Genomic DNA, 21,855 nt, shown 5'->3' on the forward strand with positions numbered 1-21,855 from the left:
TAAGGAAGATGGAAATTGAAAATTGGAAGATTTTGAGAAATTTAAAAGAAAAAGTCGGAAAACATGTCCCGACTTTTAATTTATAGTTTCCTATCTCTTTTGATGGTTTTAGGTTTTCTCTTTTCTTCTTCTTTCAGACGAATTTCTTCTGCTTTTTTAAAGAGTTCATCGTCTGCTTCGTATACTTTTTCTTCATTATTTGGCGAATCTACCAAGATGTCTTCCCATTTTAGAGGGCGATCTTTGGTATTCCAGTAATAATCAGCAAATTTTCGTTTTTCTGGAGCTATTTTACTCATTGGGTAAATATCATTTTGCGCGCCGATATTACAAGCTAGAATTTGAATTTTTCTATCTTCGAAAAGTGCTTCTATTTCACCACAATTAGAAATTGAAACCCCTATTCTATCTAATTTTTTTGTCTTTTGATTTTCAGAATCTACATAAGTTATAGATTGAGCATTCCCTATCACTTTTGCTAGTTTCATTTCATTATTTTGATAGAAAACGGTCATCAATTTACCTTTCACTTGATGAAATTCATCTTTCATGGTCAATGAATCTACCTTACTAATGGCAAAAGCATTGCCCACCACTTTCAGAGAATCTATATTTTCGTTTTCGGTATTGAAGTATGCTTCTATTTTGTGACCTGTAATTTGTTTTTCGCCACTCCAAAAAATAGGTTTTGTGAAAAAATGCAAAACACCATCAGTTTCATTAAAGCTCAAAGAATCTGATCTACCTTGCGCCTTGGTCATATACATTCTTACTTTTTTGAAAGCTCTCAGATAGTTTTTTTTCTTAGTCTTATCAGCAGAATCAGGTTTTTGATAGGTTAAGAATTTTTCAGCTGCAATGTATGCGGTATCATTCTTGAGTTCTTTTACTGCATAAGGTTTTTGGGTAATCATGGCAGAATCTTTTTTCTCAAAAATTTCTCCATAACCACCTTTTATGTATCGTTTTTCTTTTGGGTCATCTAAGCGTACATTACCTTCGCCTTTCCCGAAACCAGTCAACTGATTGTAGTACATTTTATCACCCGTAAGGATTTTCCCATTGTAGTGAATTCTAGAATTTTTATTGAGATAGACTTCTTTTTGGGACATCAGATACTTTCCGTTTTCTGTATAAACATAGTTAGACGGTTTCTCTTTATTGGTAATGGTAGTTGGCCCGAAAAAATCTGCAGTATTGGTACTTTGATATTGTTTTATATTTTTACCTTCTACTCTGTATTGGTCATTATCTATGGTATAGTTGCCCGTAAATTCATTCATTTTAGAATCTATAAAATACGTAGCAGTCTGCGTCCACATGGTAGTTTTACCATCAAAAATAGTTCCACCAGAGTTGAAATAGGCGGTATTTTTGATTCTGTCATAATACAAAACATCTGTAGAAATGGTTTGTTTTGGGTCTGTAAGCACCACATTTTTTCTGGCAATACCCCGTTGGGTTTCACCGTCATACTCCATTTCTTCGGCGGTAATTTTATTTCCGTCTGAGGTCACTAAAACTACGTTCCCTATGGCTTTTACAAAATTATCTTTTTCATAGTAAACTACTCTATTGGCAGTAAGAACAGCTCCATTATGTTGAAACTCTACATTACCATCAAAAAAAGTATTTCCTCCGTACATATCAGGCTTTCTATTGACAGAGTCAGAATGTATGTGCTTTACTTTTTGAGTTGGCTTTGCGCCCATTGTATTTTCTTTTTTGAAGAAAACATCTTTGGTAGGCGGAGTTTTCGGGTTGATTTTATCTATTTGCGCCAATGAAAATTGAGCAAAAAATATTAAAATTAGGAAAAGAAATTTCTTCATTACTTTTTTTTATGGCCGTAAAAATATAAAGAGTGCGTATCAATCTTTACCCCAAAAGCTTCTTCAATAGATTGTTTAATCCCTTGAATTCTAGGGTCACAAAATTCAATAATCTCTTCTATTTCTTTATCAGAACCTTCTTTATATATCACTAAGTGGTCATGTTGTTTATCAAAGTATGATTTTTCGTAAGATGAAGAAGACATGGTTTTTTCACCAAACTGATGCTTTCTTATAAGGCCTGCGTCTAGAAAAATCTCTATGGTATTGTAAATGGTAGCTTTGCTTACATGATATTTTTTATTAATCATGATAAAGTACAAATCATCCACATTAAAATGATGATCCATATTGTAAATTTCCTCCAAAATAGCGTATCGCTCTGGGGTATTTCTATAGGATTTTTCTTGAAGATATTGTTTTAAAACATCTTTTATAATTTTGATGTTTTTTTCTTTTTGTGTTGCTTCCATCTTATTGTTTGATAGACAAATTTATTAATAATTTTTAAATTCTGACAGATGAATATCATCAAAAAAGCCTCAAAAAAACTGAGGCTTATACTTTGAATTATGAATCGTACCTTCTAAATTCATCTAAGACAATTTTTTCTTCTCTGATTGGATTGTACATAAGCGGAACAGATTCTACCAAAACATTGTGCGGTGCCAATCCGTATGCTTTGAAATCACTACTTCCGATATATTTCACAAAATTATAGATGCTTAAAGTAATTTTTTCTTTTACGCTTAATAAAAAATCATTGATATAAACATTGTCTATAATTACATATTTAAGATCTGGTGGTACATTATGACTTCTAAGTGAAGGATGGCTACTTCTATCTGGTATGGTGCCATCTTGCATCATATCTGCTAGAACTTGATTAAAATAGTCATTAATTTTTCTATCTTTTTTAAATCCTAGAAGAAAATTTATTTTATAAATCGTTCCTGGCATCACCTCATCTATAGAATATTTGAAAGTAAAAGGATCTTCTTGGTTGATGATATTTAAGATAAAATAATGGTCAGCTCTTTTGGGCTGTGAACGCATGATAGAGTAGATGATTTTAGATTCTACTTCATCATCACGTTTTGCTCTACTTAAAAATGCCAAATTGGTGGCATATTTTGGGATAGATTCGTCTAATTTTATGTCTTTGATGGTAGAAACATAATCTTTCAGTTTTACAAATTTTATAAAGTTCTGTTTAATCATTCTACCATTATACCAAGCGTACATACAAACTGCTACAAAACCTGCTAAAACAACTGTAATCCAACCTCCTTCAAAGAATTTTATAATATTAGCACTGAAAAACCCAAGTTCAATGGCAAAATAAACCATTGCAAATATTACAATAAATATTTTATTTACTCTGTTTCGCCAGAGCCAAAAAACGATTAAAATAGACGTCATTAGCATTGTAACCGTAATAGAAAGTCCATAAGCCGCCTCCATATGTACAGATTCTTTGAAATAGAAAACCACCACTAAGCACATAATAAGTAGCCCCCAATTGATTCTTGGGATATACATTTGACCTTTAAGACCAGAAGGATATTCAATCTGCTGGAATGGCCAAAAATTAAGAGACATAGCTTCTGAAAATATGGTAAATGAACCAGTAATCAAAGCTTGAGATGCAATAATAGCAGCAGCAGTAGCTAATATAACTGCAGGAATAATTAAAAACTGAGGAAGCATTCCAAAAAAAGGATTAGTCCCCGTAAAAACCATTTCGTAGTTTTTCAACAACCAAGAACCTTGACCTAAATAATTGAGAATAAGCATTGTTTTTACAAAAAACCAACTTACTCTAATATTTTTAGCACCACAATGTCCTAAATCTGAATACAAAGCCTCCGCTCCTGTAGTACAAAGAAAAACCGCTCCTAAAATCCAAAGTGCATCTGGAGAATTCACAATGAGTTTATAAGCATAGTAAGGATTAAATGATTTTAGAATTTCCGGATGATACTGAAGATTGATAAGCCCCATAATTCCCAAAAATAAAAACCAAATCACCATGACAGGTCCAAAAAATTTACCAATAAAACTTGTCCCAAATTGTTGAACAACAAAAATAACGACTAATATAATGGCAGTAATTGCTAATATTGGCTTAATCCCTAATTCTATCCCTTTAATTTGCTTTAGCCCTTCAATAGACGCCATTACCGTAAGTGATGGGGTAATAACCCCGTCTGCAACTAGTGCAGACGCCCCTACAATTGCAATCAAATAAAGCCATCTTCTTCGCATTTTTTTGACAAGAGAAAATAAAGCAAGTATTCCTCCTTCACCTTTGTTATCAGCTCTTAAAGAAATTAAAACATATTTTATGGTTGTCTGTAGTGTAAGCGTCCAAATGACACAAGAAAGTGCTCCCTCGATATATTCTTCGGAAATCATTTGCGTTTCTTTACCTGCTTTTATGATTGCACTCATTACATAGAGTGGAGAAGTACCGATATCTCCAAAAACAATTCCTAAAGAAACCAACACTCCAATAATGCTTAATTTTTTGGTATCAAAATGATGACCACCTGCTAAAACGTCTGACATTTTAATTTAAAAGTTTAATGTGCAAATTTAATTTAATTTCGAGATGAAATAAATTTTTATTAAAAAAAAGATAAGATTACCTAAAAAGAAAAAAGACGCAATAGAAATTGCGCCTTTGTTTATTATATTTTGAAAATTAAGATTTCACGTACAATACGTTTTTAATCTCTTCTTTTACTTTTTCTAATTTAGGGAACCACTCAGAGAATAAAGCTGCAGAATAAGGAGCTGGAGCATCTGGTGTTGTAATTCTCTTGATAGGAGCATCTAGATAATCAAATGCTTTTTGCTGAACCATATAAGTAATTTCTGAAGCTACAGAACCAAATGGCCAAGCTTCTTCTAATACCACTAGTCTATTCGTTTTCTTCACAGAGTTTAATACGGTATCATAATCTAATGGACGAACCGTTCTAAGGTCAATAACTTCTACAGAAATCCCTTCTTTTTCTAAATCAGCTGCCGCTTGCATTGCTAATTTTAAGATTTTTCCGAATGAAACTAAGGTAACGTCTTTCCCTTCTTTTTTAATATCAGCTTTACCTATTGGGATGTAATATTCCTCTTCTGGAATCTCCATTTTATCACCATACATTTGCTCTGATTCCATAAAAATTACAGGATCATTATCTCTAATTGCAGATTTCAACAATCCTTTAGCATCATATGGATTAGACGGTACGATTACCTTAAGACCTGGGCAGTTGGCATACCAACTTTCGAAAGCCTGAGAGTGCGTAGCACCTAATTGACCTGCAGAAGCAGTAGGGCCACGGAAAACGATAGGAATATTCCACTGTCCTCCACTCATTTGATACATTTTAGCTGCGTTAGACAAAATTTGATCTATAGCCACCATAGAGAAATTGAAGGTCATAAATTCTACAATCGGGCGGTTACCGTTCATAGCAGCACCTACAGATATCCCAGCAAAGCCTAGTTCTGCAATAGGAGCATCAATTACTCTTTTAGCACCAAATTCAGCTAACATACCTTTTGAAGCTTTATAAGCTCCGTTATATTCAGCTACCTCTTCACCGATTAGGTAAATAGACTCGTCTTTACGCATTTCTTCGCTCATCGCTTCACAGATAGCTTCGCGAAATTGTACTTCTTTCATCCTGTTACAATTATTTGAGGTGCAAAGTTAATGATTTTTATATTATTTATCACATAAAAAACGCTTCAATTAATTGAAGCGTTCTATTTTTATAAATTATTTTACCTTATGCCAAGTTTGGCTTCTTCCGATAAGAGAAAAACCAATGTAACCTCTTACATCTAACTTATCTGAACCGTCCGTTTTCACTGTACACTTATAAGTTTTACCGTTTTTAGGGTCGGTAATATGACCTCCAGAAAACTCATTTCCGTCTTTTTTAAGACCTCTAATGATTTCTAGACCAATTAATGGTTTGTTTTTTCTGTCGTCTGTACATTTTACACAATTTTCATTTTCTGGCTTGGCTAGTAATTGTACAATTTTCCCGTAATACTTACCATCAGATTTTTTGAAGATTTCTACAATAGATTTTGGTTTCCCAGTTTCATCATCTATTGTTTTCCACTTACCTTCGATTTGCGCATACGAAACAGCACTAAAAAAAAGCATTAATGATGCGAATAATAATTTTTTCATTTCTTTAATTTTAATTTTGCGATAAATGTAAATAAATTTTATTAAACAACAAATTTATTGTTATTCACATCATACTATTAACAAAGCAAATGCCAAAATTTTAAAAATTAAACAATGGTTTAAATTTTAATGCAACTTTCTATTTATTACTCTATCCATATAATCCTGATACCAAGCTTTTGCCAACATGATACTTTTTTGCATTTCAGAATTTTGAGATTGAGAAATCAAATTATTTTCTAGTCCTAAATCTTCTTTGGTGTAAATCCCAAGAAGTTTCATATCAGAATCAAACGTATAAATATAATTATCTATGGTAAATTGATTAACTGAGCCAGTGGAATTAACAATAATATTGGTTTCTTTTTTACCAGAAATCAAACTTCTTCCCCAGCTTCTAACTGGTTTATTATACCCTATCAATTCTGCCAATGTAGGATAAATATCCATTTGCTGTACATTTTCATAATCCTCACCTTGTAACTTATATTCTGGATTCGGTGAAAAAAATAAAATAGGAACCGCAAATCTATTCATTGGTTTATTATATTCTTCGTAATAGGTCTGATTGGTATGATCTGCCACAAAAACAAAAATTGTATTGTTATACCAAGGCATTTTTTTTGCAGTTTCAAAGAATTTTTTAATAGAATAATCGGTGTATTCTACCGGTTCGTGAATATCTATTTTTCCTTTTTTAAATTTCCCATTATATTTTTCAGGAATTTTAAACGGATGATGAGACGAAACACTAAACATGGTTGCCATAAAAGGTGATTTCTTTTGATTTAAAGTTTTAGCAAAATATTGAAAAAAAGGCTCATCCCAAATCCCCCAAATCCCATCGAAATCTACATCATTATTATATTCTGTCTTGCCATAGTAATGCTTAAATCCTAAAATATTTCCGAAACCTAAAAAGCCCATACTTCCATTGGGCGCACCATGAAAAAACGAAGTATCATAGCCCATTTCATCACAAACAGAAACGATAGATTGTATCTTCTGATTAGAATATGGCGAACTGGTAAAAGCGTCTGCTAAACTTGGGATTCCTGCCAAAACAGAACTCATCCCGTGTATTGATTGTCTTCCGTTTGCAAAAGCATTTGGGAAAATCAAACTTTTTGTGGCCAAACTATCAAAAAACGGAGTATAACTCTCAAAATTTTTGATTTTTTTATGTTTATTAAATGCTCCAGAATATTCTCTACCAAAACTTTCGAGGATAAAAATCACCACATTGGGTTTAGACTTTGTTCCGCTTTTGTAAAATTTATAAGGTTTTATATTATCGTCAATAAATTTCTGATTCACAAAATGTACTTCTCTGAAATTATTGGTATTCATCGTTCTAAAAAACGAAAAAACACTATTCAAAACTACATTAGCTTGTGTAGGATTTTTGACATATCTATTGGCATCTACCAAATTAATTGGCCTGGTAGAATGTTTGAAATCCCCTCTTATTCCGCCAATTGCAATAGTAACTATTACCAAAAGTGTAAGGATAGAAGTAACAAAATAAGGAAGCAATTTCTGAGGTTTTCTCTCTGGAACTTGCACTTTTTTGTACAAAAAAATCCAAAATATCATTAAAACTATAAACCAAATAATCACAAAAGGATGTTCTATTACCGATTGCAAGAAAACTTTACCTATGTTGTTTTCGTGTTGTGCTACGTGAAGTGCAGCGGTTGTTAATCTCGCATTACTGAATTTGTAATATATAAAATCCCCGAAATTCATACCAAACGTAATTCCGTTGGTTATGAAATAGAGATAAAAAAGAAACTTCTGATAGCCAGCCTTTGAATTAATAACTATAGGAATTATACTGAGCAAAACAAACAAACCATTGACATACAAAATAGCAGTAGTATCAAAAGCTAAACCATGATAAGCTAAGCTAAAATAGTCTGAAATACTATCTATTTTGATGACATCTTTATTGAAAAACCAAAACAAAAATCTAGCAACTTGATAAAAAAAGTACGCCAAAAAAATACGGTAAAGAAGTGCTATAACTTCTTGTTTTCTAAATTCTGAGAAAATTTTCATAGCGGCAAAATTACAAATTTTTATAAGAGCAAATTAAAAACATGATGTTTTTGGTTCTGACAACAATTAATTTAAGATTTACCAAAAACTTCCTTCTTCTGGCTTCCATCTTCCCATCAATTTTTCTATTTTTGTAAAATGAATTTTATTAAAAACAATTTGGCCAATGCACTTACTCTCGGGAATTTATTCTGCGGAAGCATTGCAGTGATTCAGATTCTTAATCACAATTATGCCATTGCAGCATTATGCCTGGCGCTTTCGTTGGTTTTAGATTTTTTTGATGGTTTTGTAGCCAGAGCTTTGAAATCTAATTCTAATTTGGGGGCACAACTAGATTCTTTGGCAGATATGGTAAGTTTTGGGCTGGTTCCAGGCTTAGTAATGTTCAATGCTTTTGCCAATAACGCAAATGAATTATTCGGGATTACACTTCCTTTTGAACTTAAATATTTCGGACTTTTTATCACGCTTTTTTCTTGTCTTAGATTGGCGATTTTCAATTTAGATGAAGAACAAACCTACTATTTCAAAGGTCTAAATACACCAAGTAATACGATTTTAATTTTTGGAGTTCTTTATTTTTTAGGAGAATCTAGCAATCAATTTGCAAGTGCATTTACCTTAAGTTTTTCCAACGAAATTCTATTTATTTTCACCATTTTAAGTTCTTGGCTTTTGATTTCTCCAATTAAAATGATTGCAATGAAATTCAAATCCAAAAAATTAGAAGACAACTATCCTAAAGTATTTTTGGTGATTGGTTCGTTCCTCATTATGTCGATTTTCAGATTGGCAGGAATTCCTTTGGTAATCATTTATTACATTTTAATTTCAATAGTGTTTCAAAAACAACTTAAATAAAATCAGGTATGAGATGGGAGTTACGAGTTAAAACTCACAACTCCACCTCGTAAGCCGTAACTCATAACTCAAGTATGAATCTAAAACTTCACAAACCGCTTTGTATTTTCGATTTAGAAACTACAGGAACAAATATCTCAAAAGACAGAATTGTAGAAATTTGTATTCTAAAAGTATTCCCAGATGCTTCTAGAGAGAGCAAAACATGGTATGTAAATCCAGAAATGCCAATCCCTGCAGAATCTACCGCAGTGCACGGAATTTCCGATGAAGATGTAAAAGACTCGCCTACTTTCAAAGAACTCGCTCCGAAAATTATAGAAATGATTAAAGATTCGGATTTAGGAGGCTTTAATTCTAATCGATTTGACATTCCACTATTGGCGGAAGAATTATTGAGAGCAGGTTATGATTTTGATTTGTCTAAACACAGACCTATTGACGCACAAACGATTTTTCATAAAATGGAACCGAGAAATCTAAGTGCTGCCTATAATTTCTACTGCGGAAAATCACTAGAAAACGCCCATTCTGCGGAAGCTGATACTTTGGCAACTTTCGAAGTTCTGGATGCTCAAGTAGAAAAATACACAGATTTGCCTAATGACATTGCAGCTTTAAGTGAATTTTCTTTTCATAATAAATTTGCAGATTTAGCAGGATTTATCGCTTTTGATGATAAAGACGAGGAAATTTTTACTTTTGGGAAATACAAAGGTCAAAAAGTAAAAGATGTTTTCACGAAAGATGTAGGCTATTTCGGTTGGATTCAAAACGCTGATTTCCCGCTTTACACCAAAAAGGTTTTGACTAAAATTCAGTTGAGAAGTAAGTTTTAAATGGCTTTTGGCTTATTGCATTTGGCTTTTAAAATGTATTTTTTGTTTTAAATTTGACAAAATAAAACATCAAACAAAAAAAAAGTGAACCTCATTCGCATAAAATATTACGAAAGTCCTATTGAAGCCAATAGAGACAAACAAATTTTGGCGGAAAAGGGCATTGAAAGTTATATTGCCAATGAACAAACCATACAATCAGATTGGTTGCTTTCTAATGCAATTGGTGGTTTGCAGCTGCAAGTTTTTGAAGAAAATGTAGAAAGAGCGAAAGAAATTTTACAAAAATTTGTAGAAAACGAAGAATTAGCGCTTGAAGTAGAACACACCATAGAAAATCCTGAGTATAGTTTTACTTGCCCAAAATGTGGCTCTAACCATATCTATCAACACGAAAAACCAGACGGAATTTTCGGGATAAGCTGGTTGCTAATAGGTATTCCTATAAAAGTTCCGAGTAGTAAATACACCTGTTACTACTGTGGAAATGAATTTAAACATTAAAATATATCTCCCAACATTTATCAATTATGAAAATCATTTGCATCGGAAGAAATTACGCAGAACACGCCAAAGAATTAGGAAACGAAATCCCTGAAAACCCTGTAATTTTCATGAAACCAGATACTGCCGTTCTGAAAAAAGGGAGTGATTTTTACATTCCTGAATTTTCTAATGATGTACATTATGAAGTAGAAGTAGTGATTAAAATTTCAAAAGGAGGAAAATACATCTTAGAAGAAAATGCTAATAAACATTATGAAGAAATAGCCCTAGGAATAGACTTTACGGCGAGGGATTTACAATCTCAACTCAAAGGAAAAGGCCTACCTTGGGAATTGGCAAAAGGTTTTGACGGAAGTGCCGTGGTTTCTGATTTCTATTCTAAAGAAAAATTTGACCTTAAAAATTTAAAATTTCAGCTTAAAAAAAATAAAGAAACTGTACAAGATGGTAATACCAATCTCATGCTATTTTCGCCAGAGCAAATCATCAGTTTTGTATCACAATACTTTACTTTGAGAGTGGGAGATTTAATCTTTACAGGAACACCAAAAGGTGTAGGAAAAGTAGAAGAAAATGATGAGCTAGAAATGCTTTTAGAAGGAGAAAAAATTTATACTCTTCGCATACAATAAATCATATCAAAATAATTGTGAAGGCTTATTTTTTGTTGTAACTTAGTTGTATCAAAAAATCACATATCATGAAAAACATTGTATTGCCAGTTGATTTTTCCGATACCACAGATGTCTTGATAGACGGAGCGGTAGATTTTGCTAAAGAAGTAATGGGAAAAATATGCTTGATACACGTAGCTCCAGCAGACATTGGGTTTGCAATAGGAGATATGGGATTTCAATACTTTCCAGAAATAGAGAAAACTGAAATCGCAGAAGAATTGTCTGAGTTGAATGAAATTCAGAAAAGAATAATATCTAAAGGCGTGGCTTGTGAGCACATCTTAAAACAAGGAATATCTGCAGAAATCATTTTAAATTATGCCAAAGAAAAAAACGCTAGTTATATTGTAATGGGTAGCCACGGGCGAAGTGGAATTTATGATGTTTTTGTAGGAAGCCTTACCAAAGATATTACCAAAAAATCTGAAATACCTGTGGTTATTATTCCTTGTCATCAGTAGAATCTTTCTATTAAAAATAAAAAATCCCGATTTTAATATCGGGATTTTTATGTTGATTAAAATTTTATTTGGATAAAATTATTCTACTTCTTTGGTATGAATTTCAGGATTGTAATAGTGAAATTTACCTTCTGTAGGTGAGTGATAATCTTTGTCTTTGTTATTACCTAAAACGGCAACCAATACATAGCACCAATAGGTAAAAATACCAGAAGCTACTAAAAACAAAATCCAGTTGAGTACGTTTCCTGCTAAGTCATAAAACCCGAAAGAAAACTTGAATACATCGCTTAAGAATAACCAAAAAGACGTCATTTTTTTATTATTTTAAATTAACTTTGCACAAAAATATAAAAAATGTTTAGATTACTCTCAAAAGAAACCAATATTTTTTCGATACCTGTCTATATTTTTTTACTTTTCTTATTAATTGTTTACTTTAACGTATTAGATTTCAGGAAATTAGAGCTCATTACAGATATTTTAACTTTTTGTGGATTTGCTTTGGGATATTTTCTTTTTAGTGCTATTGGGCTTAATTACAACACCCATCTTCCGCTAGTTTTATATAGCATTTCTTTGTTTTCATTATATCCTGGTAATCTAGATATAGGAATAGGCATGTCAGTTTTTACCAATTCTTTTGTTATTTTTCTTTTGGCAAGTGATAATGACCATGTAAGAAAAAATTCTTATTTGATCATTGGAAGTATTTTAACCATCAATTTTATATTTCTACCCACTACATGGCCTATGTTTATTTTTGTATTTATACACTTGATATCAACCGCAGATAGAATTTTACTGAATATTTTTAGATATTTTTATGGAATTCTGATGGTGCTTGGAACATATTTTGGAATCATGTACTTATTAGGAAACACAGAGTTTGATGAGCGATATCTTCCTTTGGTATTAGACAAATTCAGTACAGATTTTTACCCATTATATCTTTTAGCTCCTATTGCATTATTTGTACTATATGCAATTTCAGACCATTTTGCCAATTTTAACAAAAAAAGCCCAAGAAGTAAATACCAATATAGTTTTCTGCTATTTTTCTTCATAGCACAACTTACAACGGTTTTTCTGTATATGGGAAATTCTTATGAGTATCTACTGCTTTTGGTATTGCCTAATGTAATAATAATTGCCAGAGGACTGAGATTTCTAAGAAAATATTGGATGAAAGAACTAGGATTTTGGGTAATTATTTTCAGCCTTTTAGCTTATAAAGCTGCAACATTTTTTTAAATAAATTAGATTATGATTCAAATAGATGATAAATTAATTTCTGAGGATATTTTTTCTGAAGAATTTGTATGTAACCTTTCTAAATGTAAGGGAATTTGCTGTGTAGAAGGAGATGCTGGCGCACCATTAGACACCAATGAAACTGAAATTTTGAAAAGAATTTTCCCTAAAATCAAAAGTTATTTAAGACCCGAAGGTGTAGCTGCTATAGAAGAACAAGGCACGCATGTAATAGATATAGACGGAGATCTAGTGACACCATTGGTCAATGGCGGAGAATGCGCCTATGTAATTTTTGATGAAAAAGGTATTACTAAATGTGGCATAGAAAAAGCATATGAAGATGGTGTGGTAGATTGGCAAAAACCCATCTCTTGTCACTTATACCCTATCAGAATTACAGAATACAGAAATTTTTCGGCGGTTAACTACCACGAGTGGAGCGTTTGCAGTGATGCTTGCACCTTGGGTAAAGAATTACAAGTTCCTGTCTACAAATTTTTGAAAACACCTCTTATTAGAAAATACGGAGAAGAGTTTTATAAAACTCTCTGCGAAGCAGCAGAAGAGTGGGAAAGAGAATTTAATTCCTAAAATCAGAATAGGTATTTTGTATCATAATAATGGTGTCTCCATTGTCTCTGTTATTCATTTTGAAGATTTTAGTTGGATTGCCATTTTCATCAAACTTATAACTGTAAACGTTTATTTCATCATTATTTATAATTTCCTTTACCAATCTTCGGTTGGTAGAATATATTAATTTTCTGGTAGATTTAAGATTATACATTTCACTTTCTTCTAGACTTACCAGACCATTTACATAATATTCTACTATCCTTTGCAGGATTTTATTTTCTTTATAATCCACTGAAGATTTAGTATAGGTATTATCATTCACGTAATTGCTATAATTAACTTCCAAAACCAATTCGTTTTTAAGTGATTTTTCAGTTTCATTAACTAATCTTCCGTTTTTATCATAGGTAAAAATGGTTTTGGTAATTAGCTTGTCATTCATATAGAATTCTTTGGAAGATAGCTTCCCGTTTTGATAGTAAAATTTCACGGCTTCTGTCTGATCAGAATTATGGTGTAGAGTTTCTATCCTTATCAATTGATTATCAATATTATAAAAATATTTATCTTCTGTAATATAATCTCCGTCTTGATTTTTTTTGCTCTGTAAATAGGTATTATAAAAAGTAAGCGTTTCTATGTATACACCCTTGTTATAATTTGCATTAGCCCAAGTTTGTTTAGAAACCACAGTCTCGGTTTTAGGATTAAGCCCAAAATCTTGAGTGGTTATTTTTTCTTGCGAAAAACCAAATATAGAAGACATTAATACAAATAAAACCAGTTTTTTCATCATCAATAATTAGTTACAAAGCTAAAATAGATAGCGGATAAAATTTTAAAAATGTTAATTTGTCAAAGTTAGGAATAAAATATTTAGGAATATTATTCTCTGAAACAACAAGGTTATTTATATCCTGAGAAATTTTCATATTAGAGGTATCAACTTGTTTGCCATTCTCAAAAATTATGAATTTATAATCGGTATTAATCACTATATACATTTTAGAAGGACAATTATACGGTTTCATTTCTACAAAATTCTCAGAAGGAGTTGCATTTTCAATCAGTGCTGCCTCACCATTATTTGGGTCTAGAAATAAAAAATCTGTTCTGTTGGGTGATATAAAACTTTTGCTGTAATCAGAAATTGCGTTTCCCTTCTCGTCTATCACACTGAATTTCCCTTCGGTATTGAGTCTAGTCTTGTATCTATTTTTGGGGTTAATATTTTCGGGTGTTTTTTCTACAGTTGCATTAATTCCTTCAGAAAAATAGGGATTATACTCTGTGCTTCCAGTAATTTCTCCGTTGTTATACGTCAGTTTTCTAGAATAGTAATATTTACCAAAAACCGCATTGTTTTCTCGAATTCTAATTACATTTCCGAATTGGTCTTTGCCTTCAACCCAAGCATCTTTGCGCATTGGTCTTTGTCCGTTTACGCGGCTTTCCTTCAGTTCAAAAACCTTTTTGCCATCATTAGTTGAATAATTTTCGTTGATATAAGTATAGTTTTTTTCATCATTATAAGAAGTGATGATATTTTTATTAGAAAGCTTACCTTCATCAAAAATCTCAATTACAGAAGGTGTTCCGTCAGATTTATATTGATATTTATATTGCCAATGAAATCTTGGATTAGAAGGTTTTATTTCAGAAAGTTTTCCGTTTTTGTTGTAGATAAATGTAGAAATATTTTCACTCGCCTTGTCTGTTCCAGTAGTGATATAAGTATACCTCACTGGTTTTCCTTGCGTATTATATTCAAAAGTTTCTATTACTTTATCTTTAGAATATTGAGTTTCTAAAGAAATTAATTTTCCGTTTTTGAAGGTATAAATTTTAGTTTCTTTTGGCTCAAATTTACCAGAAGTCATTCCTGGCGAATATTTCACTTCTTCAATTTTTGCAACATCTTTATTTACGCCCCAATTTTCGGATAAATATTTCTCTATATTATCTTTTTGGGCAAAAGAAAATTGTACCAGAAACACTGAAATTAGTAAAAGAAAATTTTTCATATCAAATAGTTTATGAGAAATAAAGTTAAAAAAATTATTTTAAATCATCTATAAAATCGTAAGACAAAACACTCATTTTGAAAGATTTAGCAAATTCTTTATCAAAAACCTTACTCCCTTCTTTAGAACCATCTTCGTAGGTAATTTCTGAGAATTCAAAATAATTAACGATATCATATTCATAATCGTCATATTCTGTTTTTTTAGATTTCAGAATCGCTCCCGTTTTTCCGTAAACGTAATGACTATCAAAATTGTTTACCAAATCGCTTTTCATCACCTCATTTCCGTTTTTGTCATATTTAAATGTATAAGAAATTTTAGCAGCAAGATCGTCTATTTTTTCAGAAATTATCAAATTATTTTCAAAAACTGCATCTATAATTCTTTTAGAATTATCATTAATAAAAACCACTTTCTTGGTTGTATAATTTTTATCAGAAGTATAACTATAATCTACTGTTGAAAAAACCAATTTGTCATCTTGATATTTCTTTTCTTTAATAATCCTTCCTTTGGCATCATAATTAAAATCGGTAAAAATTCTTTTATCTCCCAAAACTTCAGATTGTTTTACCAACTTGCCATTTTCATAGTAAAAATCTTGGTAAGGATAAAGAGCGCCATCAAAACTCTCGGCTTCCTTTATAGAAACCAATTGATTTTGAGCATTATATTCATATTTTTTGAGTTGAGAAAATCTATCTAAATAATTGTCTAAAACATAATCATATTTTAGCAATCCTTTTTCAAAAATTCTGATGTGTTTTTCAATCACTTTGTATTTCCCTAACTCTACATCGTAAACATAAACAAATGTATTGTAGGATTTTACATTATTTGGTATTGAATAATCTGAGGCTTTGTATTTTTCAGTTTGAGCATTTATTATTGCAAAAAGAAAACCGAAAATTGTTATTAATAGATTTTTCATCATTTGTGTTTTTTAATATTTTTGTTTCCAAGGATTATAGGTTAAGTCTGTGGTGTAATATATTCTGCTCCCGGACTTTACATTGTTATTAGCATCTAAAGAAACTCCTTTTAGAAGAAAAAAACCTGCATGATCTTGGTCTTTATAAGCTGTAACTTTAAATTTTCCTAATTCCCAATTCATCCCGTCTGGTAAACTGTCATAAGAAGCAAAACTATCATCATTTACATAAAGTGTTTTATCTTTTATATTAAAAGTTCCACTTACATTTACCAGCGCAAAATACGTTTTAGTCCCAAATTGATCGGTGTAAATAAATTCAATTTGATTGGTTCCATAAAAAGGATATTCAGTTTTACTGCCATCAATCTTCTCATTAAAAACTAGTTTCATGTAAACACCTGTATTTACTTCGCCCATGTTTGGAACTTGTTCACTAGAAAAACCTCTCCAAGGCCCCGCCAAAATTTCGTTCAACGTTTTTTCTTGAGCAAAATTTAGAAAAGATAGTAGGCAAAATAGTAAGGAAAAAACGATTTTTTTCATTTTAATTTTTTAAAAGTTATACTGAAAACCAAAACCTAAAGAACTGGCTTTGATGGAAGATGTGTTTCCATTTCCGTTTGTCCATTTATATTTACCAAAATCAAAAAACGCGTTTGCGTTCCATTTTCCGCTTTCAGAAGTATAAATTTGCGGCTGAAATCCCCACCCGAAATACCTCATATTTCTATTGACGGTTTCTTCTGCAAAATTTGGGTCGTCTATATTAGAACTTTCTACAATTTTCCCAAAGCCAACACCATAATCTACGTGAAAACTATTTACAAAACTGTAAATTAATAATCCCATTCCTAAATCTCCAAGAAAATTATTGCTAGATTTTGCATTATCCAAAGCCTTTTCTACAGAACCGTTGTAAGAAATAGGATACACTCTACCTTTTACACTTGTAATGGTGGTTTTAAGAACTGTGGTAGCATCATTTGATAAAAAATTAGCGTAATCCAAACCTCCTACAGCAGCCACTCTTATCCCATAATTAGACGAACCGTAGTTAATTAACCTTCCTGCTTCTACGCTAATTGTAGGTTGCATAGATTTTCCTTTTTTGGCAACAGTTCCTAATTCGTCATCAGGTTTAGAAAAAGAAGTTCCGAAATTAAATTTGAGTGAAGTTTTTCTTTGAGCAAAAGAAAAAGTAGAAAATCCTGAAAATACAATTAACAGAATTACAGACAGATAAAAGTTTCTTTTCATAGTTTTTAGGTATTATAATAATGTAAAAGTATGAGTTAGAAACAAGTAAGTAAATACGGAAAAAATCGTATATTATGTTAATTCTTCTTTTTGAAAATTCTTACAAGAAATTTGAAAATCCCTCCCAATACAATGATTGAGAAAAATACAGTAACAATAGGGTTTTTACGATATATTTCTTTTACAGTATAAACTGCAATATCATAATTAGAATCTAATCTTGGCTGTTCTATTTTTTCACCAATTTTTATAGAATCTAGATTTACTTTGTTGATGGATTTTGCTTCAATTGGTTTCCCGTTCACTTTAAGCACAGAATCACTTTTATTTTGAGCTGAAATAGAAATTAAAATCAACAAAGAAAATAGAAATAATAGTTTCTTCATGGCTGAATTTTTAAATTAAATTATTTTTTTTCGCAATATGAATTGCCTCTAACTTATTATGAACCTGTAATTTAGCGTAAATATTTTCTACGTGCTTTCTAATCGTTCCTTTAGAAAGAATAAGGTTTTCTGCAATTACATCATATTTCAGACCTTTGCTTAATTGTTCCAAAACCTGAATTTCTCTAGAAGTAAGTTTTATCTGTTCTTTTTCTTCCTCCGTTTCGAAAATCTGAGGTTCGCGAAGTAATTTTAGCGTTTTTAGCGCAATAGAAGGCGTCATAGCAGCACCACCAGAAAGTGTTTCTATGATGGCATTGTACAATTCCTGAGGATTAATTTCTTTTAGCAAATAACCATCTGCACCAGCTTTTATGGATTTAAAAATATTCTCGTCATTATCAAAAACGGTTAGCATAATGATTTTGATGTGTGGATATCTTTTTTTTACCTCGGCGGTGGTTTCTACACCATTCATTTCCGGCATTTCTATATCCATCAAAACCAAATCTAAGTTTGAATTTTTCTCTAATTTCTGTAATAATTCTTTACCATTCAGAGATTTAGATTTTATAGAAATATCTTCAAAAAAAGAGAGTTTTTCTTGGATGGTTTTTTGTAAAAAAAGGTTATCATCTACTATAGCAATTTTAATCATTTTCATAAATTTTGAAGTTCTACATTTACAAGAGTTCCTTTTCCTATGTCAGAAATTATAGCTAAGACGCCTCCTATTTCTTCTATTCTTTTTTTCATATTTAGCAGTCCGTTTCCTAAGTCTGTATTTTCTTTATCAAAACCTTTTCCATCATCCTTGATTTCGATTTTTAAACCTTCTGAAAATTTTTCTGCATTAATGATTATATGATTGGCTTCGGCGTGTTTCATCGCATTATTTACTGCTTCTTGTATGGTTCTGTAAAGATTAACACCTACCACAGACGAAAATTCTTTGAGTTTAAGTTCTTCATCAATACTGAAATTAAATTTAATATTTTGATTAGCAGATTGTGCTTGCTCTACAAAATTGAAAATTCTAGAGCTAAGGTCTTCCATCGTAAAATCTTCTTTGTTCATCGCCCAAATGGTATCCCGAAGTTCTACGATGGTATTTCTGGTAAAATCGCTTATTTTTTCGAGGCGTTTTTCTACTGCCGTATCTAAATTAGGAATCCCAAATTTGGTATTTTCTAAAGACGAAATAATAAAGGTGAGTTGCGCACCTATATTATCGTGCAAATCTCTAGAAATAGACAGTCTTTGTTCTTGTAATTTATTCTGACTTTCTATTTGCGCCATGGCAGATTTCAGTTCGAATTGCTGATTTTGTTGTTTGTTTTTAAGTCTTTGTTGACGATAAAAAAGAAAGCCAATAATAGAAGTCAAAATTGCAAAAACAATAGCTACTGTTACTTTAATTCTAGAAGTTTCTATTTCTGATTCTTGTTGTAGAAGCTGTTTTTCTTTCTCGTTAGTATCAAATTTTACTTCTAGCTCTGCTATTTTAGAATTGGTTTCGTGGTTCAGAATACTATCATTAAGTGCTGCGTGTTTTTTATAAGTAGCTAATGCATTTTTATAATCATTCAAAGATTCATAGCATTCTGATATTTTTTTGTAAGAATCTTGTGATAAGCCCACATATTTATATTTATCTGTAATCTCTAGAGAATTTTTGTAAAAATCTATAGCTTTTTTACAATCATCTTTAGACAAATATAAATCTCCGAGATAAGAATAATTCTCTGCGATGCCTACCGTATCATTTATTTTTTTTCTTATTTCCAGAGCTTTTTTGTAATGATCTTCGGCTTGGTCATATTGTTTTCTGAGGACAAAAACACCTGCAATATTATTTAAACTATACGGAATGCCTACTTGGTCTTTAATCCTTTGCTTCAAAGCCAAGCCTTTGTTGTAAAAGAAAAGAGCGCTGTCATATTCTTTTTTCATTTCCTTTAACACTCCGTAATTATTGTAAATACTGAGCAGAGGTTTTCTAAGATTATTTTTTTCGGCGATATATTTCGCTTTTTGCATATAGAATATTGCCTTTTCTAGGTTTCTTTTTTTCATTCTGTAGCCTAGTTCACCCCATTCTAAAGAAAGGTTTTCTAAATCATTTATTTTTTCGAAAATACGAATTGCCTTTAGAGAATATGATAAATCTTTTTCATATTTACCTTGATAATAATATACCAAACTCAAATTGCTGTAAGATTTTGCCTCTCCCAAATCATAATTGATTTTTGCCGCATTTTCTGCGTTTTTTAGATAAACTTTATCTAAAATGGAGGCATCTTTTAGCCTTACCTCAAACGGAAGATTGTTAATAGAATCTATTTTTTTTATCTCTGGCTTTTGGGCAAAACATAAAAAGGAAATTAAAAAAAACATTAAAGTATAGCTTCGTTTCATTCTAAAAGTTTTTCATAGTCTAATTTATAAAAAATGTAGACATGACACAGAAGCAAATTTCTACATTGAAATCTGAAATAGTAATACGAACAAGGTCGTATTTTTCCATAAAAAAACTCCCGAATCATATGAATCGGGAGTTGTATTTATAATTTCTAAAGAATTACTTTTTAAGTTCTTCTAAAAATTTATCATGAGAAATTTTAGTTTCTTTCTTTTTAGATTTCTCTAAAATCACTTCTTTTAGCTTGTTCATTGCTACTTCTTGAGAAATTTGTCTTACTTGCTCTTCTTGTTTTAGCATTTCTACAGCATATTTTTGTACTTCTTCTTGCGGAAGATTGTGAATACCGTACATTGCTAATTGATTATTTACCAATACTTCTGCCTGAGCTAAAACATCTGTATAATCTATTTTAACCTCATTATCATTTAGCAATTTACCTTCGATAATTTGGTTTTTAATGATTGATTTTTCAGCTTCTAAGATTTCTTGAGCCTGAGCTTCAGAAGTAATATTTTGATTAGAGAACATTAACCATTTAACCAAGAAAGCCTCAGGAAGTTGTACTTCTTCTTTTTCACTGATTTTTTCTAAGATTTTATTCACGAAATGTACATCAGCATTTTGTTGGAAATATTCATCTAATTCTGTTTTCACTCTATTTCTAAGTTCTTCTTCAGAAGTAATATTACCTTCGCCATATACTTTATCAAATAATTCTTGATTAAGTTCTGCAAGGTTTAATTTGAAAATTTCAACTACAGTAGCTTCTAAATTTTCGTGGTGAATGTGACCCAATTCGTGAGCATCATAACTAAGAGACTTTGCTAAGTCTTCATTTTCAGTCAACTGAGTTTTAGTCAATTTGATTACATCACCTACTTTGCTACCTTTTACAAGAGCAAAACCTTCTTTTTGTTCAGCAGAAACGGTCACTTGTTTTGGTGGGTGATTGTGCTCTACTTCGGCATCTGCTTCTACAACCTGAGCAATAGAAAGAGCTACATAAGAATCTTTGGTTATTTTTTCTTGAGCATCTTTTTCTGCAAATCTTTTTTGCATGTTTTCGATGCTTGTATTGATTTCTTTTTCAGAAGCTTCTACTTTATAGTGAGGTGCTTCGTAAGAGGATAAGTCAATAGAAAATTCTGGTTCATACCCGATTTCAAAACCTACAGAAAGTTCATCAGCATTATAATCTAATTCATTCATTGGTACAGGAACTGGCTGACCAACTAGTTTTAGATTATTTTCGTTTACATAGTTGTTAAGAGCCTCAGAAACTTGTTTATTGATTTCTTCGAAAGCGATACCAGCTTCGTATTGTTTTTTCACCATGCTCAATGGCACTTTTCCTTTTCTAAAACCAGGAACGGTAGCATTTTTAGCATAGTTAATCAAAGTTTTTTCTACTTTGTCTTTGTAATCAGATTTATTTAAAGTTACTGTAAGTAAAGCACTTACTTCATCATGATTGGTTCTTGTAACATTCATCTTGTTAAAAATTTTGAGTTGCAAAAGTAATGATTTTTTACGGATTTACAA

23 protein-coding genes are annotated in these 21,855 nt (G+C 31.3%); 7 read left to right on the plus strand and 16 right to left on the minus strand.

The window, feature by feature from the left end; translation table 11 throughout:
• Positions 1 to 80 precede the first annotated feature (80 nt).
• The 6 genes from IEW40_RS10920 to IEW40_RS10945 all read right to left on the minus strand — a co-directional run bounded on the left by IEW40_RS10920 (position 81) and on the right by IEW40_RS10945 (position 8,103).
• On the minus strand, positions 81 to 1,832 hold the full coding sequence (locus tag IEW40_RS10920; RefSeq protein WP_188618137.1) for an OstA-like protein: 1,752 nt from the start codon (positions 1,830 to 1,832) through the stop codon (positions 81 to 83).
• Complete coding sequence (locus IEW40_RS10925) at positions 1,832 to 2,305, minus strand: Fur family transcriptional regulator (RefSeq protein ID WP_188618138.1); 474 nt, start codon at positions 2,303 to 2,305, stop codon at positions 1,832 to 1,834. The genes IEW40_RS10920 and IEW40_RS10925 overlap by 1 nt, the downstream gene beginning before the upstream one ends.
• A 97-nt stretch (positions 2,306 to 2,402) precedes the next feature.
• On the minus strand, positions 2,403 to 4,403 hold the full coding sequence (locus IEW40_RS10930; RefSeq protein WP_188618139.1) for a KUP/HAK/KT family potassium transporter: 2,001 nt from the start codon (positions 4,401 to 4,403) through the stop codon (positions 2,403 to 2,405).
• Between the two features lie 136 nt (positions 4,404 to 4,539).
• Complete coding sequence (locus tag IEW40_RS10935; protein WP_188618140.1) at positions 4,540 to 5,523, minus strand: pyruvate dehydrogenase complex E1 component subunit beta; 984 nt, start codon at positions 5,521 to 5,523, stop codon at positions 4,540 to 4,542.
• A 96-nt stretch (positions 5,524 to 5,619) separates the two neighbouring features.
• Entirely contained in the window at positions 5,620 to 6,042 is a 423-nt protein-coding gene (locus IEW40_RS10940) for a DUF2147 domain-containing protein (protein ID WP_188618141.1), read from the minus strand.
• Between the two features lie 126 nt (positions 6,043 to 6,168).
• On the minus strand, positions 6,169 to 8,103 hold the full coding sequence (locus IEW40_RS10945) for an LTA synthase family protein (RefSeq protein ID WP_188618142.1): 1,935 nt from the start codon (positions 8,101 to 8,103) through the stop codon (positions 6,169 to 6,171).
• Positions 8,104 to 8,241: 138 nt separating this feature from the next.
• On the opposite strand from IEW40_RS10945, the gene IEW40_RS10950 reads away from it, so the two are divergent.
• The 5 genes from IEW40_RS10950 to IEW40_RS10970 all read left to right on the plus strand — a co-directional run bounded on the left by IEW40_RS10950 (position 8,242) and on the right by IEW40_RS10970 (position 11,451).
• The gene (locus tag IEW40_RS10950) at positions 8,242 to 8,967 is read left to right on the plus strand and encodes a CDP-alcohol phosphatidyltransferase family protein (protein WP_188618143.1); all 726 of its coding nucleotides are present in this window, start codon (positions 8,242 to 8,244) and stop codon (positions 8,965 to 8,967) included.
• 74 nt (positions 8,968 to 9,041) lie between these two features.
• Positions 9,042 to 9,806 carry a 3'-5' exonuclease gene (locus IEW40_RS10955; RefSeq protein WP_188618144.1) on the plus strand — a complete coding sequence of 255 codons (765 nt, stop codon included), beginning with the start codon at positions 9,042 to 9,044 and terminating at the stop codon, positions 9,804 to 9,806.
• Positions 9,807 to 9,890: 84 nt separating this feature from the next.
• Positions 9,891 to 10,310, plus strand: a complete 420-nt coding sequence (locus IEW40_RS10960) for a putative signal transducing protein (protein ID WP_188618145.1) — start codon at positions 9,891 to 9,893, stop codon at positions 10,308 to 10,310.
• Positions 10,311 to 10,336: 26 nt separating this feature from the next.
• Entirely contained in the window at positions 10,337 to 10,945 is a 609-nt protein-coding gene (locus IEW40_RS10965; protein ID WP_188618146.1) for a fumarylacetoacetate hydrolase family protein, read from the plus strand.
• A gap of 68 nt (positions 10,946 to 11,013) precedes the next feature.
• Positions 11,014 to 11,451 (plus strand): universal stress protein, encoded by a 438-nt coding sequence (locus IEW40_RS10970; protein ID WP_188618147.1) that lies wholly within the window; start codon positions 11,014 to 11,016, stop codon positions 11,449 to 11,451.
• A gap of 78 nt (positions 11,452 to 11,529) precedes the next feature.
• Here IEW40_RS10970 and IEW40_RS10975 read toward each other — a convergent pair whose 3' ends face one another.
• The gene (locus IEW40_RS10975; RefSeq protein WP_188618148.1) at positions 11,530 to 11,766 is read right to left on the minus strand and encodes a hypothetical protein; all 237 of its coding nucleotides are present in this window, start codon (positions 11,764 to 11,766) and stop codon (positions 11,530 to 11,532) included.
• 42 nt (positions 11,767 to 11,808) lie between these two features.
• Between IEW40_RS10975 and IEW40_RS10980 the strand changes: the two genes are divergently transcribed.
• Both IEW40_RS10980 and IEW40_RS10985 read left to right on the plus strand, forming a co-directional pair.
• Complete coding sequence (locus IEW40_RS10980) at positions 11,809 to 12,705, plus strand: DUF6427 family protein (RefSeq protein ID WP_188618149.1); 897 nt, start codon at positions 11,809 to 11,811, stop codon at positions 12,703 to 12,705.
• Between the two features lie 12 nt (positions 12,706 to 12,717).
• Positions 12,718 to 13,299 carry a DUF3109 family protein gene (locus tag IEW40_RS10985; RefSeq protein WP_188618150.1) on the plus strand — a complete coding sequence of 194 codons (582 nt, stop codon included), beginning with the start codon at positions 12,718 to 12,720 and terminating at the stop codon, positions 13,297 to 13,299.
• Here the strand turns inward: IEW40_RS10985 and IEW40_RS10990 are convergent.
• From IEW40_RS10990 to IEW40_RS11030, 9 genes are all read right to left on the minus strand, one after another.
• Positions 13,289 to 14,080, minus strand: a complete 792-nt coding sequence (locus IEW40_RS10990) for a hypothetical protein (protein ID WP_188618151.1) — start codon at positions 14,078 to 14,080, stop codon at positions 13,289 to 13,291. The two genes, IEW40_RS10985 and IEW40_RS10990, sit on opposite strands and share 11 nt — an antisense overlap.
• A 10-nt stretch (positions 14,081 to 14,090) precedes the next feature.
• Entirely contained in the window at positions 14,091 to 15,308 is a 1,218-nt protein-coding gene (locus IEW40_RS10995; protein ID WP_188618152.1) for a hypothetical protein, read from the minus strand.
• A gap of 34 nt (positions 15,309 to 15,342) precedes the next feature.
• On the minus strand, positions 15,343 to 16,242 hold the full coding sequence (locus IEW40_RS11000) for a hypothetical protein (protein ID WP_188618153.1): 900 nt from the start codon (positions 16,240 to 16,242) through the stop codon (positions 15,343 to 15,345).
• Positions 16,243 to 16,254: 12 nt separating this feature from the next.
• Complete coding sequence (locus tag IEW40_RS11005; protein ID WP_188618154.1) at positions 16,255 to 16,788, minus strand: hypothetical protein; 534 nt, start codon at positions 16,786 to 16,788, stop codon at positions 16,255 to 16,257.
• A gap of 9 nt (positions 16,789 to 16,797) precedes the next feature.
• Positions 16,798 to 17,502 (minus strand): hypothetical protein, encoded by a 705-nt coding sequence (locus IEW40_RS11010; RefSeq protein ID WP_188618155.1) that lies wholly within the window; start codon positions 17,500 to 17,502, stop codon positions 16,798 to 16,800.
• Between the two features lie 77 nt (positions 17,503 to 17,579).
• Positions 17,580 to 17,888 (minus strand): hypothetical protein, encoded by a 309-nt coding sequence (locus IEW40_RS11015; protein WP_188618156.1) that lies wholly within the window; start codon positions 17,886 to 17,888, stop codon positions 17,580 to 17,582.
• 10 nt (positions 17,889 to 17,898) lie between these two features.
• Complete coding sequence (locus IEW40_RS11020; protein WP_373283797.1) at positions 17,899 to 18,546, minus strand: response regulator; 648 nt, start codon at positions 18,544 to 18,546, stop codon at positions 17,899 to 17,901.
• A gap of 2 nt (positions 18,547 to 18,548) precedes the next feature.
• Positions 18,549 to 20,306: a tetratricopeptide repeat-containing sensor histidine kinase gene (locus IEW40_RS11025; RefSeq protein WP_188618158.1), complete on the minus strand. Its 1,758-nt coding sequence runs from the start codon at positions 20,304 to 20,306 to the stop codon at positions 18,549 to 18,551.
• A gap of 163 nt (positions 20,307 to 20,469) precedes the next feature.
• Positions 20,470 to 21,804 (minus strand): trigger factor, encoded by a 1,335-nt coding sequence (locus tag IEW40_RS11030; RefSeq protein ID WP_188618159.1) that lies wholly within the window; start codon positions 21,802 to 21,804, stop codon positions 20,470 to 20,472.
• Between the last annotated feature and the right edge of the window lie 51 nt (positions 21,805 to 21,855).

Source organism: Cloacibacterium rupense (genome assembly GCF_014645495.1).
Taxonomy (GTDB): Bacteria; Bacteroidota; Bacteroidia; order Flavobacteriales; family Weeksellaceae; genus Cloacibacterium; species Cloacibacterium rupense.

Bases quoted from the DNA above. Each gene is read 5' to 3' on its own strand.
- IEW40_RS11000 (WP_188618153.1), bottom strand. From the start codon at position 16,242: ATGAAAAATCTATTAATAACAATTTTCGGTTTTCTTTTTGCAATAATA.
- IEW40_RS10980 (WP_188618149.1), top strand. From the start codon at position 11,809: ATGTTTAGATTACTCTCAAAAGAAACCAATATTTTTTCGATACCTGTC.
- IEW40_RS10955 (WP_188618144.1), top strand. From the start codon at position 9,042: ATGAATCTAAAACTTCACAAACCGCTTTGTATTTTCGATTTAGAAACT.
- IEW40_RS10935 (WP_188618140.1), bottom strand. From the start codon at position 5,523: ATGAAAGAAGTACAATTTCGCGAAGCTATCTGTGAAGCGATGAGCGAA.
- IEW40_RS11015 (WP_188618156.1), bottom strand. From the start codon at position 17,888: ATGAAGAAACTATTATTTCTATTTTCTTTGTTGATTTTAATTTCTATT.
- IEW40_RS10945 (WP_188618142.1), bottom strand. From the start codon at position 8,103: ATGAAAATTTTCTCAGAATTTAGAAAACAAGAAGTTATAGCACTTCTT.
- IEW40_RS10920 (WP_188618137.1), bottom strand. From the start codon at position 1,832: ATGAAGAAATTTCTTTTCCTAATTTTAATATTTTTTGCTCAATTTTCA.
- IEW40_RS10930 (WP_188618139.1), bottom strand. From the start codon at position 4,403: ATGTCAGACGTTTTAGCAGGTGGTCATCATTTTGATACCAAAAAATTA.
- IEW40_RS11030 (WP_188618159.1), bottom strand. From the start codon at position 21,804: ATGAATGTTACAAGAACCAATCATGATGAAGTAAGTGCTTTACTTACA.
- IEW40_RS10940 (WP_188618141.1), bottom strand. From the start codon at position 6,042: ATGAAAAAATTATTATTCGCATCATTAATGCTTTTTTTTAGTGCTGTT.
- IEW40_RS10990 (WP_188618151.1), bottom strand. From the start codon at position 14,080: ATGATGAAAAAACTGGTTTTATTTGTATTAATGTCTTCTATATTTGGT.
- IEW40_RS10995 (WP_188618152.1), bottom strand. From the start codon at position 15,308: ATGAAAAATTTTCTTTTACTAATTTCAGTGTTTCTGGTACAATTTTCT.
- IEW40_RS11020 (WP_373283797.1), bottom strand. From the start codon at position 18,546: ATGATTAAAATTGCTATAGTAGATGATAACCTTTTTTTACAAAAAACC.
- IEW40_RS10925 (WP_188618138.1), bottom strand. From the start codon at position 2,305: ATGGAAGCAACACAAAAAGAAAAAAACATCAAAATTATAAAAGATGTT.
- IEW40_RS11025 (WP_188618158.1), bottom strand. From the start codon at position 20,306: ATGAAACGAAGCTATACTTTAATGTTTTTTTTAATTTCCTTTTTATGT.
- IEW40_RS10970 (WP_188618147.1), top strand. From the start codon at position 11,014: ATGAAAAACATTGTATTGCCAGTTGATTTTTCCGATACCACAGATGTC.
- IEW40_RS10975 (WP_188618148.1), bottom strand. From the start codon at position 11,766: ATGACGTCTTTTTGGTTATTCTTAAGCGATGTATTCAAGTTTTCTTTC.
- IEW40_RS10985 (WP_188618150.1), top strand. From the start codon at position 12,718: ATGATTCAAATAGATGATAAATTAATTTCTGAGGATATTTTTTCTGAA.
- IEW40_RS10950 (WP_188618143.1), top strand. From the start codon at position 8,242: ATGAATTTTATTAAAAACAATTTGGCCAATGCACTTACTCTCGGGAAT.
- IEW40_RS11010 (WP_188618155.1), bottom strand. From the start codon at position 17,502: ATGAAAAGAAACTTTTATCTGTCTGTAATTCTGTTAATTGTATTTTCA.
- IEW40_RS11005 (WP_188618154.1), bottom strand. From the start codon at position 16,788: ATGAAAAAAATCGTTTTTTCCTTACTATTTTGCCTACTATCTTTTCTA.
- IEW40_RS10965 (WP_188618146.1), top strand. From the start codon at position 10,337: ATGAAAATCATTTGCATCGGAAGAAATTACGCAGAACACGCCAAAGAA.